Here is a 15,092-nt window from a genome sequence, read left to right as displayed (position 1 = left end):
ATCCAGAGAGAGGACCACAGGAAACAAGGCGTCCGTGCGACGTCAGCGGCACGCGTGCGGCACGACCTCGGACACGACGAAGGGCCGGCCCTGGAGGAAACCCTCCTGAGCCGGCCCTTCTCTTGTACCCCCGGCAGGACGCGAACCCGCGACACCCGCTTGAGAAGTTCGGTCCGAGCGCGGTCCGACCGCTGCCGTCCACCGGCGCGACGATCAGTGGGAGTCACCGGCGTGGCACCCGTCCGACATCGTTGACGGCAACGGTGGATGCCAGGTGCCTTCTCACCCGTGGCTCCAGCCGAGCAGTCGGCGAAGGCCGTACCCGGCCGTCGGCTGTCACGTCCGAAGATCTGTCGGCACAGGCCGTCGGCCGTCACGTGCTACCTGGTGGCACCGGGTGCTACCTTGGTTGATATGAGCGTTCAGCCCGAAATCACCCAACGGGATCTGCGCAGCCGGTCCCGAGAGATCATGGATGCCATACAGGGCGGTCAGTCGTTCACCGTCACCCGCGACGGACATCCGATCGGCCGGCTCGTCCCGCTGCGTCGACGCCGTCGGTTCGTCTCCCGCCAGGAGTTCGTCGCGATGTCCAGGACCGCCCCCGGCATCGACCTCGACAGGTTCCGCGCCGATCAGGACGCCACGGCCGACACCTACCTGGACGATCCCTATGACCGTTGACCGCTCGACGTATCAACAGGGCCTTCTCGACACCGACATCATGATTCTGCGCCGCTGGGTGGCCCCCGAGGAGTTGCCGGACGAAATGGCGATCACCGCCATCACCCTGGCCGAGCTGTCCGCAGGTCCGCACGAGGTCCGTCGCAACGACGAACAGAGCAGTTACGACGAGCACGCCGAACGCGCCCGCAGGCTCGACGTCCTGCAACGCGCCGAGAACGAGTTCGACCCCATCCCCTTCGATGCCGAAGCGGCTCGCGTCTACGGCCGTATCTGTGCCGCAGTGATCGGCGCCGGCCGTAAGCCGCGCCGCCGGGTGGCCGACCTGATGATCGCTGCCATCGCCGTGGCCGAGGGTCTCCCCCTCTTCACGACCAATCCCGACGACTTCAAAGCACTGGACGACCTCCTCACCGTCGTGCCGGTCACCCGCCCGAGGGTGCCCCACGAAGGCTGACGGCAGGGCACCGGTGCGGTGGAAGCACACCGGACTTCATGGTCCGCGCGTGGCACAGACGTGATCATGCGACAGGACCGGTTGGGGGTACCAAGCCCTTCGAACCGGCCCTGCGCCGTGTCCCCCCGGCAGGACGCGAACCTGCGACAACCGCTTCAGGGGTTCGGCCCGTGCCCTCCCTGCCGCCACTGCTCACCGGCACGGCGGCCGGACAGGGATGCTGAGGTACGACTCCGTCCGGCGTCGTTGATGCCGGCCGTGGATGTGGAAGTGCCGGAGTGCCGGAGTGCTTCAAGCTTTCGGCTGGGTGAAGCGGATGCGGTTGCCGAAGGGGTCACGCAGACCGCAGTCGATCCCGTACGGACGCTCGGTGGGCTCCTCGGTGAACTCCACCCCCTTCTCGAGCAGAGCCTCGTAGGTCTTGCGGCAGTCGTCCGTGGTGAGGATGAGCCAGCCGCCCATGGCCCCCTTGGTCACCAGCTCGCGCACCTGCTCCGCCGTCTCCTCCGACATCGCCGGCGCCCCCGGCTTCTCCAGAAGGATCTGTCGCTCGGGGTGACCCGGTACGCCGACGGTCAGCCAGCGCATGAACCCCATGTCGACGTCTGCGGTGATCTCCAGGCCGAGCTTGCCGACGTAGAAGTCGATGGCCTCGTCCTGGTCGAGGACGTATATCTGCGACTGCGTGATGGCGTTGAACATGACACTGACACTAGTGATTGGTCAGGACGAAAACTTATCCAAAACTGCTCGGTGAACAAGACGGTCCGGCGTCCCGTCAGACATGCGGTCGGGTCCACGCCATCGTGAAGCACGTCGGCACGCCCACGGCAACCGCCTCCTTGCGGTACGTCCGCGGCGACCGGCCGACGATGTCGTGGAACGTCCGGCTGAAGGTGCCCGGGCTGGTGAAGCCGACCTCGAAACTGATGTCCGTCACGCTGCGGTCGGTCTCCCGTAGCAGGAACATCGCCCGTTCCACGCGGCGACGCTGCAGGTAGCGGTGCGGTGTCTCACCGAACGTGGCCCGGAAGGTACGCGTGAAGTGGGCCTGCGACACGTGTGCGACGCGGGCCAGGGCGGGGACGTCCAGAGGCTGCGCGTAGTCGCGGTCCATCACGTCACGAGCTCGGAGCATACGGCGATTGGTCTCTTCTGCGGCACGGCTCACGGCACCATCTCACCACGGCCCACCCGGACAGGACCCGGGACGGCGGACCTCCAGGACTTCCCGAGCCACCACTCACCCCAGCTCCTCCCTGCGGCTCACCCACCTCGTCGGATCTGCTGCCAGGAGGGCCAAAACAGGAGATGGCAGAACGAAGGTCGACAAAGCCGAGTACGTTCGACTCGGCCCGCCGGCTGCCGGACGGCATCAGGGTTACGCCGGCCGTCTCTCGCCCTCGCGACAGGAGTCGTTGCCCATGACCTACCGGTTCAACCCGCCGCCCACCTGGCCCGCCCCGCCGGAGGGGTGGAGCCCGCCACCGGGCTGGGAACCGGATCCCGCATGGCCCACACCCCCAGGCTGGCAGATCTGGATCCCGGAAGGGGCCGTGCCGCAGGCGAGCACATCCGTTCCTCAGCAGTCCCCCTACGGTTCCCAGGGGACGGTTCCGGCCACAGGTGGGGGTCTGTTCGGTCGGCGCCGTAAGCAAGCGGAGTCCGAGGCGGCGAGTCTGGCGGGCGAGCTGGCGCTGATGGAAACACAGGTACGCGAACTACAGGAAGAAAAGCGTCACCTGACGGAGCAATTGAGTCGTCTCATCGGAGCCGACAGCGCTCAGATAGCCGCCGAGCAGCAGCGACTGCGCCGCGCGCATGAGGAGAAGCTCCAAGAGATCGGACGGATCGACGCTCTTCTCGACGAGAAGATAGAGCACGCCGCCGAGAGCGCCGCGCAGTCCCTGGTTGACGTGCGCCGCCAAGCTGACGAAATGACTCGCCAGATGGCGGAGGCCGAACAGCGCCTCACGGACGCGCGCCGGGATCTGGTGCTCACCGATGAGACGCGGATGCTGCAAGAGGCCGGCATTTACGAGTACCGCCATCCGCTCGCCGACGCGCTCACCTACAAGGACCGGCTCGACAGTCTCAAGGCCCGCTATAAGCAGTTGGCGAGGGACGATCGGGCAGTGCTCGGGAACCAGTACTGGATGGTGGACGGCTCAGCTGCCAAGGGACGCAAGATGGTCCGTGACTTCTCCAAGCTGATGCTGCGCGCGTACAACGCCGAGGCGGACAACGCAGTGCGCGGCATGAAGCCGCACCGGCTCGACTCGCTGATCGACCGGCTCGGCAAGACGCGGGAGTCGATCGCCCGGCTCGGCGCCACCATGCAGATCCGCATCGGTGATGACTACCACCAGCTGCGGGTCCAGGAGTTGGAGCTGACGGCGGACTACCTGGTGAGGAAGGAGACCGAGCGGGAGGAGCAGCGAGAGCTACGAGCCCAGCAGCGCGAGGAGGAGCGCCTGCAGCGCGAGATCGAGCGCGAGCGGCAGCGACTGGAGAAGGAACGCAGCCACTACGAGGGCGCCCTACGCCGCCTGCGCTCCGGCACCGGTGATGAGGCCGCCATTGCCGAACTTGAAGGAAAACTGGCCGAGTTGGGTGCCGAGCTGGAGACGGTCGAGGCCCGCGAGGCCAACATCCGGGCCGGATACGTCTACGTCATCTCCAACGTCGGAGCGTTCGGCGAACGCATGGTCAAGATCGGTATGACCCGGCGCCTCGATCCCATGGACCGCGTCATCGAACTCGGGGACGCGTCCGTCCCCTTCCGTTTCGACGTACACGCCCTGATCTTCAGTGAGGACGCCGTCAGCCTGGAACGCCGCCTGCACCAGGAGTTCGAGTCCCGCCGCGTCAACCGGGTAAACCTACGCCGGGAGTTCTTTTACGTCGCACCGGCAGACGTACGCGCCGCCCTGCAGCGGCTCGCCGGACAGCACCTCCTGGAGTTCCAGGACACGCCCGAGGCTCCTGAATGGAGGGCCAGCCAGACCGCTGCCGGGCGGTGACGGGCTCGGCTCAGTCAACCTCGTCGGGTGGTCCAGACGGCAGGCGGCGCCATCCAGACTGATCCAGGTGACCTTGGAGGTACTTCCCGCCGCGAGGTGAGCGGTCACTTCTCCGGTTGGGGTGATCGCAAGCCACACGGACACCTGTACCTCGCTGATGCCCCAGTTCGAACAGGAGGCCGCAGACACCCCCGTGGGGTCGGTAGAGAACGCCGTGACCAGGACGTCGCCTAGCGTTACATCCCCGCACGCACGAAAACAGCCCCCTCGGAGATCACTCCGAGAGGGCTGTTCGAAGCTCCGCGCCTGGTCAGGCGCTGTGCCCCCGGCAGGATTCGAACCTGCGGCACCCGCTTTAGGAGTTCGATCGCTCCTCGGCACCACGGGGGAACAACACAGCCACGCTGGCCATACCAGGCCGTCTGGGAGTGCTGGCGTCCGGCACCGTTGATGTCACTTGTGGATGTCAGAACGTCCCAACTGACCGGCGGTCGTTGGCACGATGGTTCCGTGGACGACCTGGAGCGCATCGCGGCAGAGATCAAGGCGTACTACCGAGCACTCGACGAGTGCGTCACTCAGCGGCACCACTTCCGCCACGCTGACGAAGAAGGCGGCCTCTGGTACATCAAGGCCGTACCCGATCGCGGCGAGTTGATCGTCATCAAGCAGGCCGAGCTGACCGCGGTCGGACAGCTCCACCGATACAGCTGGGAGCACCTGGAGGACGAGCACGGCGGCCTGACAGATCAAGCAATCGATCCTGGACAGGATCCGCTGGAGGCCATCCCGGCCGAAGAGTTCCAGCGCGCGTGGACTCGGTGAGCACCTGGCCGAGATCCGCGAATGCGACCGTGAGAGAACCCCGTTGACTGTGGCTGACCCCTGCATCTGGCACGGCAGTGGCACGAACCTCAGCCGACGAAAGCCAGCCACGACGGCGGGTGCGCCGACCGACTACGCACGCGTGTGCCTCGCTGCACCCCCACCGGCCTCAGCCACGCTGCTGGCTTGTGCCGTTGACGGGAACGAATCCTGATGGCGGATCCGTGATCACGATGCGCGAGCCCCCTGCTTGGCAAGCTGGGTCTCGTGCTCGCTATACCATAAATGGAAGATCGAAAGGCTTAAATCGTCACACTTGGATGCCGTTGCACGTTTCCGGGTAGATTGATTTCCATGAGTAGCTACGAGCAGGCAGTCGGCTTCTGGAGTTACACACACAAGGATAATGAGCTCAATAGGGGGAGGATCAGAAAACTCGCTCAATTGATTGCCGATGAATATGAAGTTATCACGGCTGAAGCGCTTCGAATTTTTGTGGATAAGAATGATTTGGAATGGGGGGCGGAGTGGCGAGCCCGAATCGAAGCCGCTCTGGCCGGCACGACGTTCTGTATTCCAATTGTGACACCTGCATTTTTCAAAAGCGCGGAATGTCGTCGCGAAGTTCTGACGTTCTTTGGGCATGCGAAGAGTCTGGGCCTAGAGGAGCTACTTCTCCCAATTCTCTATGTAAAGGTTCCAGGCTTGGTCGAGGATAGCCCTGACGAGGTGATGTCTCTGATCGCCAACCGTCAATATGCTGACTGGACGAAACTCAGGCTGGAGGACGAGGAATCGCCGGCACATAGGAAAGCTGTAGCAGATCTCGCCGAGCGTCTCGTAGGAATCCTTGAGCGCTCACTTCAAGTGGCCTCGGAAAACGAGCGGGTTATCGAATCCAAGGACGGTGAAGACCCTGCTCTGCTTGAAACGATGGCCGAGATGGAGACCGCGTTCCCTCGTTGGACTAGTGTGGTACAGGAATTCTCCACCGTCATGGAAGTCATCGCTGCGGAAGCGGTAGCGGCCGCAGAGGAGATTGAGCAGTCAGATGCGCGAGGAGGAGGATTCGCAGGTAGGTTGCGTGTGAGTCATCAACTTGCTGAGCGCATCACTGAGCCTGTGAACCGATTTTACGAGCTGGGCAACCTCTACTCTGCCGAACTTGTAAATGTGGATCCCGGTATCCTGACGCTTATTCGAGAGGCTCCAAGGCAAGCACTTACAGATGAAGATCGGCAGGGTATGAAGGAATTCTTCTCCAGTGTAAAGAGTGCAGTGGCGGCGTCTCGTGCCAACATTCCGTCACTCCAAGGCTTTTCTGATAGCGTTAGCGCCCTGAAGGGGCTAAGTAAGTCGATGCGGCCGCTCGCTGTAAAAATGGAAGCTGCCGTTCGTCAGGTACTGGACGGGCAGGCAATTCTAGATGAGTGGGAGCGCCTCATCGACGAAAATGGCGCCATGTAGACGGTAATTCGAGGGCGATAAGTTTGCTCTTTTATATGGTGGGAGCAGATCCAGAATTCGGCCTTTCTGCGGCCAGTTCCAGCCAGCTGTTCATTTCGCCTTGTTCAATTCGTGTTATTTCTGCCACGAGAACTGCATCTCTCGTCGCAGGATCCCCGTATGGGTCAGCACCGGTAAGGTACCGACGTCGCTCCGCCTCAACGGCCTCACGCGCGGCACTAAACCTCAGATAGTTATCTTGCCAGTGGAAGATTGAGCGAAGGCCGGATAAGACTACAACTGCGACGCCTAGAATTGCGGGGATGGTTGTGTTTCGCGAAAAGAAGACAACCGACAGGGGGATGGAGGATGAAATCACCAACACTGCTGTTTCGAATCCTTTGAAGGTGCGACGTGAACGAATCGCGCGACCTTTGTACCATTCGTATGAATCATTCGCCAACGTCATAGCGTAATTAGCTCCACCTGGCCGGGTGGATGAAGTATCAGCCATGCCAACCCCCATCAATGCGCCAGCGCGTTAGAGCCAGCGGAGTCTGTACAAGTCTTCTCCTCTTCCGCTCGCTCGAATCATGGTTTCGTTAGCTGTGAGCGCGGCACGGGTGCCGGCCGGGCTGGAGCGGGACGGAGGCAGGAGCGCAGGCCCGGCCGGGGGCCGGGCCGCGCGCGGGGAGCGGAGCGAGCCGCCTTGATGATGGAGAGAAAGTCTTATCCCGCTGGGATGAGGTGCTTGCCGTCGTGGCTGCGTACGTGGGGGCCGTTGCCGTCCAAAGCGTCCAAGAGCCTGACCGCGTAGGCCTCGGTCATGCGCTCGCTGACCTCGTCCGGAGTGAGCCAGGAAACGGCGGTGGACTCGCTGGAGGTGCGTTCCGTGCCGCCGGAGGGTTTGCAGCGGAAGACCAGGGCGACGACGCCGCGGGTCATGTTCTTGTAGACGCCGGTGAGTTCGTCCACCTCGACGTGGATGCCGGTCTCCTCCAGGACCTCGCGGGCCACGCCGGCCTCCGGGGCCTCGTCGAGTTCGAGCACGCCGCCGGGGAGCTCCCAGGTGCCGTTGTCGGCTCGGCGGATCGCCAGGAGGCGGCCGTCCTCGCGCACTACCACTCCGGCTACGGACACAGAGTGCAGGGGGGACGGCCTTGCTTCCCGTGATTGACTCATGCAGAGGAGCATAGGAGGCAGGGAAGGGCTATGGGGACTGCGGTGGGAGGGGCTGGTTCTGGGCCTCGGTATGTGCAGATCGCGGACGAGATCGTGCAGCAGATCAGGGCAGGGGTTCTCAAGCCCGGTGACATGGTGCCGAGCGAGTCCGAGCTGGTGGAGCGCTACGGCGTGTCCGGCGGGACGATCCGTAAGGCCATGGTCGAGGTACGGGCGAGCGGGCTGGTGGAGACCCGGCACGGCAAGGGCTCGATCGTGAAGAACCGGCCTCCGGTGCGGCACCGCTCCTCCGATCGCTTCCGGCGTTCACTTCGGCAGGGTGGGCAGGCGGCCTACCTCGCGGAGTCCGCCCAGTCCGGCGCGACGGCGAAGGTGAGCGTCCTCTACATCGGCCCGACGGAGGCGCCCGAGGATGCTGCCGAGCGACTGGGCGTCCCCGCCGGTACGCAGGTGCTGGCTCGCCGGCGCCTGTACTTCCGTAACGGCACCCCGGTCGAGACCGCCACGTCCTACCTCCCCTGGGACGTCGTCAAGGACATCCCCGAGCTGTTCGCCGAGAACCCCGGCGGCGGTGGCATCTATGCCCGGTTGGAAGACCACGGGCACGAGTTCGCGGAGTTCGTCGAGACGCTGCAAGCTCGGCCGGCCTCGAAGGCGGAGGCGTCGGAGCTGGCGCTGAGCCCGGGGGCGCCGGTGGTCCACCTGATCCGGGAGGCTCGTACGACCGCGGGCCTGGTGGTGGAGGTGTGCGACACGCTCATGGCTGCTGACCAGTTCGTTTTCGAGTACCGGATCCCTGCGGGCGACTGACGCCCACTCAACCTCTCACAGCCCGTCGCGAGTTCTTCTTCGCGGCGGGTTGACTCATGTACAGGAGTCGGGCACTCTTCTTCCTGTCACTCATATACATGAGTGGCGAAGTTCAGCATCTATAGAGGAGTGGTCTCTGTGCGTCAGATCCCTGTCGACACGTCCAGTGCGGTCGTGATGGTCGCCAAGTCCCCGCAGGTCAAGGTCCGCGACCGCCGTACCGGCGAGATCGCCACCGACACCGAGACCGGGGCGAAGCTGATGACGGTCGACGTGATGTTCGCGGCGAACGAGGAGGTGGAGATCCTGTCCATCACGGTCCCGGAGCCCGGGATCACCGGCGAACTGTCCATGGGCACGCCCGTCGCGCTCACCGGCCTGATCGCCCGGCCGTGGGAGAACGACTTCAACGGCCAGAAGCGGCACGGCATCGCGTTCCGCGCGGTCGCGGTCACCTCGCTCGCCGACGCTGCTGCCGGGCCCAAGGCGGCCTGATCGTGACCACGTTCACGGTCGCTCTGGTGCTGGTCGTCGCCGCCGTGAGTCTCCTGCGGTGGCGGCGCCCCGCCTGGTACTGGTTGACCTTCGGGGTCACGCTGGCCGTGGTGCGGGTCCTGGTCCGGTACGGCTCGGTCATGGACGCCTGCGGGCTGACCGTCCCGCCCGCTCGGTGGCGGCTGGCCCTCGCGCGGGCCACCAACCGGCCGATACCGGAGCCGCGTCCGCCGCGCATCCTGCGGTTACGGCCCACCCGGACCGGCCTGGTCCTGCGGCTCAAGCTCCGTCCTGGACAGGACGCCTTCGACCTCACCGCCGCCTCGGACCGGCTCCGCCACTCGTTCTCGATGTACGGCGTGACCTCGCGGGAGCTGCGCTCCGGCGTCGTCGAGGTGCGGATGACCGGCTACGACGTGCTCAAGCGGGTGCGGATGCCGGCCGACCCCGACCCGCGGCCCATGCGGGTCCCGGTCGCACTGCGCGCGGACGGCTCGGTGCACTACCGCGACTACCGGGCGATCCCTCATGCCCTCACCCTGGGCGCCACGGAATCCGGAAAGTCTGTCTACCAACGCAACCTGGTCGCCGGACTCGCCCCAATGGACGTCGCCCTCGTCGGCATCGACTGCAAACAGGGGGTGGAACTGTTCCCCCTGGCCCGCCGGTTCTCCGCGCTGGCCGACGACCCCGACACCGCCGCCGAAGTGCTCGACGCGCTCGTGGTCCGGATGGAGCGCGTCTATCAACTCATCCGGTCACAGCAGCGGATCACCTCCGACGTGCCGGACGCGGAGATCGCCGCCGACATCTGGGACCTGCCCGACGACCTGCGCCCCGTGCCGGTCGTGGTCCTGGTCGACGAGGTCGCCGAACTCGCCCTGTTCGCCAGCAAGGAGGAGGAGAAACGCCGGGACCGCATCGTCACCGCGCTGGTCCGTCTCGCCCAGCTCGGCCGTGCGGCCGGCATCTACCTGGAGATCTGCGGGCAGCGCTTCGGCTCCGAACTCGGCAAGGGCATCACCATGCTCCGCGCCCAGCTCACCGGCCGCACCGCCCACCGCGTGAACGACGAGGCATCCGCCAACATGGCCTTCGGCGACATCTCCCCGGACGCCGTCCTCGCCGCCATCCAGATCCCCGCCGAGCTGCGAGGGCTCGCCATCGCGGGTGACTCCTCCGGCGGTTGGCACCGCATCCGCGCCCCGCACACCTCGCTCCGCCAGGCCGTGAACATCTGCAACCGATACGCCGACCGGACTCCCGTCCTGTCCGAGCTGGCCTCGTTCCGGCCCGCCCTCGCCGAGTCCGACGCCGCGCCCGCGCCGCTGGTCAAGGCCTCCTCGGCCACCGCCTGATCTCCTCCTGCTCCCCACGGTCGGCGTGACCGCCTTCGCGCCGAGTCCCTACCCCGCCACGCCCAAAGAAAGGAGGGCCCGCCATGTGCCCGGACTGCGAGGACTTCGCCCGGACCGTGCTGCTCCTGGGCCGACTCGCCCTGTACGCCGACATGGCCGGCGCCGACCTGGACTTCGTGGACGCCGTCAGCTCGTCCCTCGCCGTCTCGCTGCCCGAGCCGCCGCCCGGCATGTCCGCGGACGGCTACGACTCCGACGGCGACGCCACGTACCCGGACGACGTCTGATGAGCGCCCGTCGCGTCCTTCGGATCGACGCGGTCCTGATCCAAGCCGTGATCGCGGGCGCCCTGTCCTTCGCGCACCTGCACGACCTGGCTGCCGCCGCCGGACAGAACGGCTGGAAGGCGTGGGCCTACCCGGTCAGCGTCGACCTGCTCATGGTGGCTGCCTGGCGGCGGCTGCGCAGTGAGGGGCCATCCCGGCTGGCCTGGTGCTGGTTCGTCGTCGCGCTGTTCGCCTCGCTCGGCGCCAACATCGCCACCGCCGGGTTCCTCGACCTGGCCGACCCGCCCGCCCTGCTCCGCCTCGGCGTCGCCGGATGGCCCGCGCTCGCCTTCCTGGGCGGCACGCTCCTCGCCCACTCGCCGGCTCCGGACGGGGAAACGCAACCCGAGTCGGTGGGGCTGGAGCCCGCTCCGTCGGCCCCCGTCGCGGACGCGGGGGAGAGCGCGCCTCCGGTCGAGCAGTCGGCCCCGGTCGCCGAACACGCGTCGGCCACAGAAGCCACATCCGTCCCTGACGTGGTCCCCGTTCCTTCGACTCCCGTGCAGGCCACCGCGTCTCCCGCTGCCACCGCTGCCATCGGGGCCCCCGCTCCTCCTGTCCCCGCCGTCCTCGTCGACCACGCCCGCAAGGTCGCCGCCGACTACCGCGACCGCACCGGCGCCCCGATCGACACCAACACCCTGCGCGCCCGCCTCGGCGTCCCGCCCCACCTCGCCGACGCCATCGCCGCCCACCTCACCTGACCCGGAAAGGGACCACCGATGACCTCCGACCCCGCCGACCTGACCGCCGCTGACTACCTCGACAGCGCCCGCGAGATGACCGCCGCCGACCGGCCCTTCCTCGCCCACCTGCTCGCCGAGGAAGCCGCCCAGCGCACCCTCGCCCCGGCCACCGCCGCCGGTATCCGCGCCAGCTTCCCCGACCCCACCACCACCCGGAAGGACTGACCGCCATGCCCGCCCGCGACCACTTCCACTCCGTGATGCGGATCGGTCCCGTGCAGATCGGCACCCACCGAGACCGCCACGGCCGCACCGCGCACGCCGCCGTCTGCACTGCCGACGACTGCGGCTGGTCCGCCGACTACTCCAGCCGGTCCGCCGCCCAGCTCGCCGCCCGCACCCACCGCTGCCGCATCCGTTAGGAGGCCACCGCCATGCAGGTCCCGCTCTGGCTCGCGCTGCTCGTCGTCGGCTACCTCGGCGTCAAGCTCTTCCGCCCGCCCGCCTGGTTGATCGCCGTCGTCCTGCTCGGCGGCTTCCTCCTCGCCGACAGCGTCCTTGCGCCGGCCATCAACACCCTCGTGAAGTAGCCCGCCGAAAGAGGAGATCACCGATGTTCCGCCCGAAGATCCCCACCATGCCCACCCCCACCGGGCTCGTCACCCCGCCCGCCGTCGTCGAGCCGACCACCGTGGTCCAGCACCACCCGACGCCCGCCCCGGCCGCGCCGACCCGCCCCACGGTCCAGCTCACCCCCGGCGCGGTCCTCGCCCTCGTCGGTGCCGGTACGGCCGTCGTCCTGGTCGTCGGCGCCGTCCTCGTCTCGATGCTCCTGGCGGTCGCCATCACCGGCGCGTCCGTCGCCGTGTGCGCCGTCGTCCTGCGCTCCCTGCTCGCCTCTGACGCCAAGCGACGCTGACCGGCCCCCGGGCGGCCCTGATACCGCCAAGCATCCGCCGCCCGGGAGCCGTCCCCACCGATCGATCTCGCAACCGGAAGGAACCCTCAGCATGGCCCACCGGGCCTTTCCCGCGACACCGAAGGTGACCACGTCCGCCCACCTGCTCGACCCGATCACCCTCGGAGACGTCCTCCGGGTGGCCTCGGCCTCCGACTACGCCCGCTGGGAGGATCAGGTCCGCCGTACCGGCGGCTGCTCCGACCCGATCCACCTGACCGGCTGGACCCTCACCAAGGACAAGACCACCGGCGAGACGCTGCACCACTACTCCACCGAGAACGAGCCCGGCGGACGCCTCCGCCTCGCCTGCGGCAACCGCCGGGCCTCCCGCTGCCCGTCCTGCGCTTGGACCTACGCGGGCGACACCTACCACCTGATCCGCGCCGGCCTCGCCGGGGACGACCGCCGTGACATCCCCGCCGCCGTCCGCGATCACCCGCGCGTCTTCGCCACCCTCACGGCTCCCTCGTTCGGCCCGGTCCACAACCGGCCCGATCACGGCGGCCCCTGCCGCTGCGGCGACCGGCACGCGTCTGACGCCCCGGAGCTGGGCACCGCCCTCGACCCGGACGCCTACGACTACGCGGGCGCCGTCCTGTTCAACAACCACGCCGGACAGCTCTGGCAGCGCTTCACCACCCGGCTCCGTCGCGAACTCGCCGCCCGCGGCAACCTGGCCCGCCGGGAGCTCGCCGACCACCTGCGCGTCTCGTACGGCAAGGTGGCCGAGTTCCAGAAGCGCGGGGCCCTGCACTTCCACGCCGTCGTACGCCTCGACGGCCCCGACGGACCGGGCACTCCGCCGCCCGTCTGGGCCACGGTCGACGTGCTCACGGACGCCATCCGGGCTGCCGCCACGCACTCCTACACCTCGGTCTCCGTCCCGGCCGCCGACGACCAGCCCGCCCGGACATTCCGCTGGGGCCGACAGCTCGACGTCCGTCCGGTCAAGGCCTTCGGAGACGGCTCCGACATCACCGAACAGGCCGTCGCCTCCTACGTCGCCAAGTACGCCACCAAAGCCGCCGAGAACACCGGCACTCTCGACCGCCGCATCGGCGAACTCGCCGAACTCGACCGCCACGGCGTCCCCGACCACACCCGGCGGCTCATCACCGCCTGCCGCGACCTCGACGCCCTGTACCCGGACCGACGGCTCTGGGCCTGGGCGCACATGCTCGGCTTCCGCGGGCACTTCTCGTCCAAGTCGCGCGCCTACTCCACCACCCTCGGCGCCCTCCGCCAGGAACGCGCCGACTTCCGCGCCGCTCAAGAGGCGTCCGCCCTCGGCCTCGACGACCGCGAACCGGACACCGTCCTCGTCCTGACCGACTGGCAGTACGCCGGCCACGGCCACACCCCGGGCGAAGCCGCCCTCGCCGCCACCATCGCCCGCGGCCTCCAGACCAACCGCGAGACCGCCCGCGACGCCCTGCGTGACAGCTTCACCGAGGAGGGAACCGCAGCATGACCACCGTCACCGCCACCGCCGAACTCCTGACCGTGCCGGAGGTCATGGCCCGGCTCAAGCTCGGGCGTTCCAAGGTCTACGACCTCATCCGATCGCACCGCCTCGCCTCCATCAAGATCGACGGCGCCCGCCGCATCCCTGCCCACGCCGTCACGGACTTCGTCCTCGGCCAGATCGAGGAGGCTGCCTGATGGCCGGTCAGCGCAAGCGCAACCCGAACGGCGCCGGCACCATCACCAAGCGCAAGGACGGCCGCTTCCAGTGCGCGGTCTACGTGCTCCAGCCGGACGGCACCCGCGCCCGCAAGTTCGCCTACGGCAAGACGTGGGCCGAGTGCGACGCCAAGCGCCGGGAGCTGCTCGACAAGGTCGACCAGGGCGTGCCCGTGCCCACCAAGTCGGCGAAGCTCTCCGAGTGGCTGCCGTACTGGCTCGACAACGTCATCAAGCCTCGGCGCAAGCTCAGCACCTTCGACAAGTACGAGGCGCACGTCCGCCTCTACCTCGTGCCCCTCCTCGGCTCCAAGCGGCTCGAATCCCTCGGCGTCGCCGACGTCCGCCGCTTCCTCGTGCGTCTGGAGAAGGAGACGACCGCCGCAACCGCCAAGGAGTCGCACCGGGTTCTGCGCTCGGCGCTGACCTCCGCCTGTCGCGAGGAACTCATCACGCGGAACGTCGCCAAACTCGTCGAGCCGCCGCGCACGGACAATCGGGAGTTGCAGCCCTGGAGCCTCGACGAGACGCTCGACTTCCTCGCCGCCTCTCGTAAGGATCCGCTCTACGCGGCCTTCGTCCTCGCCATCGCCATGGGTCTGCGTCGGGGCGAGATCATCGGTCTCCGCTGGTCCGACCTCGACCTCGACAACCGCGTCCTCTACGTCCGCCAGCAGACCCAGCGCCGTCGCGGCGTCCTCTACGACGACGATCCCAAGAGCCGGCGCCGGCGTGTCGTCCCGCTGCCCGCGCTCTGCATCGCGCCCTTGCGCTGGCACCGGATGCGGCAGGCGGCGGCTCGGACCAGGGCGGGGGAGACCTGGCAGGAGTCGGGCTACGTCTTCACCACCCGTACCGGCCGTCAGGTCGAGCCGCGGAACGTCTACCGCTCCTTCACCCGTGTCGCCGAGTCCGCCGGCCTCCGCGTTATCCGGCTGCACGACGCTCGCCACGGCACCGCGACCCTCCTCACGGCGGCCGGAGTCGCGCCCCGCGTCGTGATGGAGATCCTGGGCCACTCGCAGATCAGCATCACCATGGACGTCTACACGCACGTCGTGCAGGACACGCAGCGGGAAGCCATGAGCCACATGGACCGGCTGCTGAAGAGGCGTCCCGATTCGAGCTGACCGCTGCTGTCATCCCTCATACGAGA

At 67.4% G+C, this 15,092-nt stretch carries 21 protein-coding genes; 17 read left to right on the top strand and 4 right to left on the bottom strand.

The window, feature by feature from the left end; genetic code table 11:
* The first annotated feature begins 414 nt into the window (after positions 1-414).
* Together ACZ5FU_RS13470 and ACZ5FU_RS13465 are read left to right on the top strand one after the other, a co-directional pair.
* The gene (locus ACZ5FU_RS13470; protein ID WP_451525992.1) at positions 415-684 is read left to right on the top strand and encodes a type II toxin-antitoxin system Phd/YefM family antitoxin; all 270 of its coding nucleotides are present in this window, start codon (positions 415-417) and stop codon (positions 682-684) included.
* Positions 674-1,141 carry a PIN domain-containing protein gene (locus ACZ5FU_RS13465; RefSeq protein WP_468834801.1) on the top strand — a complete coding sequence of 156 codons (468 nt, stop codon included), beginning with the start codon at positions 674-676 and terminating at the stop codon, positions 1,139-1,141. Before ACZ5FU_RS13470 ends, ACZ5FU_RS13465 begins: the two co-directional genes overlap by 11 nt.
* 291 nt (positions 1,142-1,432) lie before the next feature.
* Here the strand turns inward: ACZ5FU_RS13465 and ACZ5FU_RS13460 are convergent, their stop codons facing one another.
* Positions 1,433-1,843, bottom strand: a complete 411-nt coding sequence (locus tag ACZ5FU_RS13460; protein WP_469045347.1) for a VOC family protein — start codon at positions 1,841-1,843, stop codon at positions 1,433-1,435.
* A gap of 76 nt (positions 1,844-1,919) precedes the next feature.
* Entirely contained in the window at positions 1,920-2,279 is a 360-nt protein-coding gene (locus ACZ5FU_RS13455; protein ID WP_469045346.1) for a helix-turn-helix domain-containing protein, read from the bottom strand.
* A 286-nt stretch (positions 2,280-2,565) separates the two neighbouring features.
* On the opposite strand from ACZ5FU_RS13455, the gene ACZ5FU_RS13450 reads away from it, so the two are divergent.
* The 3 genes from ACZ5FU_RS13450 (at position 2,566) to ACZ5FU_RS13440 (ending at position 6,456) form a co-directional block, all read left to right on the top strand.
* Positions 2,566-4,164 carry an SNIPE associated domain-containing protein gene (locus ACZ5FU_RS13450; RefSeq protein ID WP_469045345.1) on the top strand — a complete coding sequence of 533 codons (1,599 nt, stop codon included), beginning with the start codon at positions 2,566-2,568 and terminating at the stop codon, positions 4,162-4,164.
* Positions 4,165-4,674: 510 nt separating this feature from the next.
* A complete protein-coding gene (locus tag ACZ5FU_RS13445) occupies positions 4,675-4,989 on the top strand; it encodes a hypothetical protein (RefSeq protein WP_469045344.1) in 315 nt (104 codons plus the stop codon).
* Between the two features lie 354 nt (positions 4,990-5,343).
* Positions 5,344-6,456, top strand: a complete 1,113-nt coding sequence (locus tag ACZ5FU_RS13440; protein WP_469045343.1) for a toll/interleukin-1 receptor domain-containing protein — start codon at positions 5,344-5,346, stop codon at positions 6,454-6,456.
* A gap of 31 nt (positions 6,457-6,487) precedes the next feature.
* Here the strand turns inward: ACZ5FU_RS13440 and ACZ5FU_RS13435 are convergent, their stop codons facing one another.
* Both ACZ5FU_RS13435 and ACZ5FU_RS13430 read right to left on the bottom strand, forming a co-directional pair.
* Positions 6,488-6,904 (bottom strand): DUF4231 domain-containing protein, encoded by a 417-nt coding sequence (locus tag ACZ5FU_RS13435; RefSeq protein WP_469045405.1) that lies wholly within the window; start codon positions 6,902-6,904, stop codon positions 6,488-6,490.
* A 260-nt stretch (positions 6,905-7,164) separates the two neighbouring features.
* Positions 7,165-7,629 (bottom strand): NUDIX hydrolase, encoded by a 465-nt coding sequence (locus ACZ5FU_RS13430; RefSeq protein WP_469045342.1) that lies wholly within the window; start codon positions 7,627-7,629, stop codon positions 7,165-7,167.
* 18 nt (positions 7,630-7,647) lie between these two features.
* Between ACZ5FU_RS13430 and ACZ5FU_RS13425 the strand changes: the two genes are divergently transcribed.
* The 12 genes from ACZ5FU_RS13425 (at position 7,648) to ACZ5FU_RS13370 (ending at position 15,066) form a co-directional block, all read left to right on the top strand.
* Positions 7,648-8,427 (top strand): GntR family transcriptional regulator, encoded by a 780-nt coding sequence (locus tag ACZ5FU_RS13425; RefSeq protein ID WP_290012539.1) that lies wholly within the window; start codon positions 7,648-7,650, stop codon positions 8,425-8,427.
* 138 nt (positions 8,428-8,565) lie between these two features.
* Positions 8,566-8,922: an SCO3933 family regulatory protein gene (locus ACZ5FU_RS13420; RefSeq protein ID WP_469045341.1), complete on the top strand. Its 357-nt coding sequence runs from the start codon at positions 8,566-8,568 to the stop codon at positions 8,920-8,922.
* A 2-nt stretch (positions 8,923-8,924) separates the two neighbouring features.
* On the top strand, positions 8,925-10,280 hold the full coding sequence (locus tag ACZ5FU_RS13415) for an FtsK/SpoIIIE domain-containing protein (protein ID WP_451525982.1): 1,356 nt from the start codon (positions 8,925-8,927) through the stop codon (positions 10,278-10,280).
* An 83-nt stretch (positions 10,281-10,363) separates the two neighbouring features.
* A complete protein-coding gene (locus ACZ5FU_RS13410; protein ID WP_451525981.1) occupies positions 10,364-10,567 on the top strand; it encodes a hypothetical protein in 204 nt (67 codons plus the stop codon).
* A complete protein-coding gene (locus ACZ5FU_RS13405) occupies positions 10,567-11,310 on the top strand; it encodes a DUF2637 domain-containing protein (RefSeq protein WP_469045340.1) in 744 nt (247 codons plus the stop codon). Before ACZ5FU_RS13410 ends, ACZ5FU_RS13405 begins: the two co-directional genes overlap by 1 nt.
* An 18-nt stretch (positions 11,311-11,328) precedes the next feature.
* Positions 11,329-11,517: a hypothetical protein gene (locus ACZ5FU_RS13400; RefSeq protein ID WP_451525979.1), complete on the top strand. Its 189-nt coding sequence runs from the start codon at positions 11,329-11,331 to the stop codon at positions 11,515-11,517.
* 5 nt (positions 11,518-11,522) lie between these two features.
* Positions 11,523-11,714: a mobile element transfer protein gene (locus ACZ5FU_RS13395; protein ID WP_451525978.1), complete on the top strand. Its 192-nt coding sequence runs from the start codon at positions 11,523-11,525 to the stop codon at positions 11,712-11,714.
* A gap of 12 nt (positions 11,715-11,726) precedes the next feature.
* Positions 11,727-11,882 carry a hypothetical protein gene (locus ACZ5FU_RS13390; protein WP_290012555.1) on the top strand — a complete coding sequence of 52 codons (156 nt, stop codon included), beginning with the start codon at positions 11,727-11,729 and terminating at the stop codon, positions 11,880-11,882.
* A 23-nt stretch (positions 11,883-11,905) separates the two neighbouring features.
* Positions 11,906-12,211, top strand: coding sequence for a SpdD-like protein (locus tag ACZ5FU_RS13385; protein WP_451525977.1), 306 nt, complete (start codon positions 11,906-11,908; stop codon positions 12,209-12,211).
* 91 nt (positions 12,212-12,302) lie between these two features.
* Positions 12,303-13,724 (top strand): replication initiator protein RepSA, encoded by a 1,422-nt coding sequence (gene repSA, locus ACZ5FU_RS13380; RefSeq protein WP_469045339.1) that lies wholly within the window; start codon positions 12,303-12,305, stop codon positions 13,722-13,724.
* A complete protein-coding gene (locus tag ACZ5FU_RS13375) occupies positions 13,721-13,915 on the top strand; it encodes a helix-turn-helix domain-containing protein (RefSeq protein ID WP_334523732.1) in 195 nt (64 codons plus the stop codon). Before repSA ends, ACZ5FU_RS13375 begins: the two co-directional genes overlap by 4 nt.
* Positions 13,915-15,066 (top strand): tyrosine-type recombinase/integrase, encoded by a 1,152-nt coding sequence (locus tag ACZ5FU_RS13370; protein WP_451525975.1) that lies wholly within the window; start codon positions 13,915-13,917, stop codon positions 15,064-15,066. Before ACZ5FU_RS13375 ends, ACZ5FU_RS13370 begins: the two co-directional genes overlap by 1 nt.
* Positions 15,067-15,092: the final 26 nt, after the last annotated feature.

Source organism: Streptomyces sp. NPDC031554 (genome assembly GCF_055580685.1).
Note: the sequence above shows the minus strand (reverse complement) of the source record. Positions and strands in the feature narration are given on the sequence as shown.

Coding starts and splice junctions, on each gene's coding strand:
- ACZ5FU_RS13470 (WP_451525992.1), top strand. CDS start 415: ATGAGCGTTCAGCCCGAAATCACCCAACGGGATCTGCGCAGCCGGTCC.
- ACZ5FU_RS13465 (WP_468834801.1), top strand. CDS start 674: ATGACCGTTGACCGCTCGACGTATCAACAGGGCCTTCTCGACACCGAC.
- ACZ5FU_RS13460 (WP_469045347.1), bottom strand. CDS start 1,843: ATGTTCAACGCCATCACGCAGTCGCAGATATACGTCCTCGACCAGGAC.
- ACZ5FU_RS13455 (WP_469045346.1), bottom strand. CDS start 2,279: ATGCTCCGAGCTCGTGACGTGATGGACCGCGACTACGCGCAGCCTCTG.
- ACZ5FU_RS13450 (WP_469045345.1), top strand. CDS start 2,566: ATGACCTACCGGTTCAACCCGCCGCCCACCTGGCCCGCCCCGCCGGAG.
- ACZ5FU_RS13440 (WP_469045343.1), top strand. CDS start 5,344: ATGAGTAGCTACGAGCAGGCAGTCGGCTTCTGGAGTTACACACACAAG.
- ACZ5FU_RS13435 (WP_469045405.1), bottom strand. CDS start 6,904: ATGACGTTGGCGAATGATTCATACGAATGGTACAAAGGTCGCGCGATT.
- ACZ5FU_RS13430 (WP_469045342.1), bottom strand. CDS start 7,629: ATGCTCCTCTGCATGAGTCAATCACGGGAAGCAAGGCCGTCCCCCCTG.
- ACZ5FU_RS13425 (WP_290012539.1), top strand. CDS start 7,648: ATGGGGACTGCGGTGGGAGGGGCTGGTTCTGGGCCTCGGTATGTGCAG.
- ACZ5FU_RS13410 (WP_451525981.1), top strand. CDS start 10,364: ATGTGCCCGGACTGCGAGGACTTCGCCCGGACCGTGCTGCTCCTGGGC.
- ACZ5FU_RS13405 (WP_469045340.1), top strand. CDS start 10,567: ATGAGCGCCCGTCGCGTCCTTCGGATCGACGCGGTCCTGATCCAAGCC.
- ACZ5FU_RS13400 (WP_451525979.1), top strand. CDS start 11,329: ATGACCTCCGACCCCGCCGACCTGACCGCCGCTGACTACCTCGACAGC.
- ACZ5FU_RS13395 (WP_451525978.1), top strand. CDS start 11,523: ATGCCCGCCCGCGACCACTTCCACTCCGTGATGCGGATCGGTCCCGTG.
- ACZ5FU_RS13390 (WP_290012555.1), top strand. CDS start 11,727: ATGCAGGTCCCGCTCTGGCTCGCGCTGCTCGTCGTCGGCTACCTCGGC.
- ACZ5FU_RS13385 (WP_451525977.1), top strand. CDS start 11,906: ATGTTCCGCCCGAAGATCCCCACCATGCCCACCCCCACCGGGCTCGTC.
- repSA (WP_469045339.1), top strand. CDS start 12,303: ATGGCCCACCGGGCCTTTCCCGCGACACCGAAGGTGACCACGTCCGCC.
- ACZ5FU_RS13375 (WP_334523732.1), top strand. CDS start 13,721: ATGACCACCGTCACCGCCACCGCCGAACTCCTGACCGTGCCGGAGGTC.
- ACZ5FU_RS13370 (WP_451525975.1), top strand. CDS start 13,915: ATGGCCGGTCAGCGCAAGCGCAACCCGAACGGCGCCGGCACCATCACC.